General features: G+C 68.1%; 1 protein-coding gene. It reads right to left on the minus strand.

Translation table 11 applies throughout. The annotated features are described in order from the left end of the window. A partial coding sequence (locus ACZ4NB_RS38765; protein WP_467667762.1) for a beta-ketoacyl reductase occupies positions 1-1034 on the minus strand: 1034 nt, incomplete at both ends.

The following is a 1034-nucleotide window of genomic DNA, read 5'->3' on the forward strand; positions in this document are numbered from 1 at the left end:
GCGGTGTCGAACAGGGCGAGGCCCTCCTCCGCGGACAGCGGCAGCACACCCCCCTGCGACATCCGCGACCGATCGGCACTGTCCAGCGCGCCCGCCATGCCACTGTCCTGCTCCCACAGGCCCCATGCCAGCGACTGGCCGGCAAGGCCCTGCGCCCGGCGATACACCGCCAACGCATCCAGATAAGCATTGGCGGCGGCATAGTTCCCCTGCCCTGGCGCGCCCAGCACACCCGCAGCCGAGGAGAACAACACAAACGCCGACAGATCCATCCCACGAGTCAGCTCATGCAGATGCCACGCCGCATCCGCCTTCGGCCGCAACACCGCCGCCACCCGCTCCGGCGACAACGACCCCAACGTCCCATCATCCAACACACCCGCCAGATGCACCACACCACTCAAACAACGCCCCGCCAGCACACCCGCCAACGACTCCCGATCCGCCACATCACACGCCACCACCTCCACCTCAGCACCCAGCCCCACCAACTCCTCCACCAAACCAACCGCCCCCGGAGCCTCCAACCCCCGACGACTAGTCAGCAACAACCTCTGCACACCCCGACCCACCACCAAATGCCGCGCCACCAAAGCACCAAGACCACCCGTACCACCGGTCACCAACACAGCGCCCTGATCCCCGAACGGCTCCGCGCCGGCCACACCCTCCCGTACATCCACCCGCGCCAGCCGAGCACCAAGCACCCGACCCTCACGCACCACCACCTGCGGCTCCCCCGAAGCCACCACCAGCGCAACATCGCCCTCGTCCGCATCGGCCAGCACGAAACGGCCCGGATTCTCCGACTGCGCCGAACGCACCAACCCCCACACCGCAGCACCAGCCAGATCACTCACACTCCCGCCGTCCACCGCCACAGCACCCCGCGTCAACACCACCAACCGGGCCTCAGCGAACCGCTCCTCCACAAGCCACGACTGCAACACCCCCAACACCCGAACACACTCCGCCCGCACCACCTCCGGGCCCGCACCACCACCAACACGCAGCACCACCACATCCGGCACCAC

The organism is Streptomyces sp. NPDC026575, from assembly GCF_055567415.1.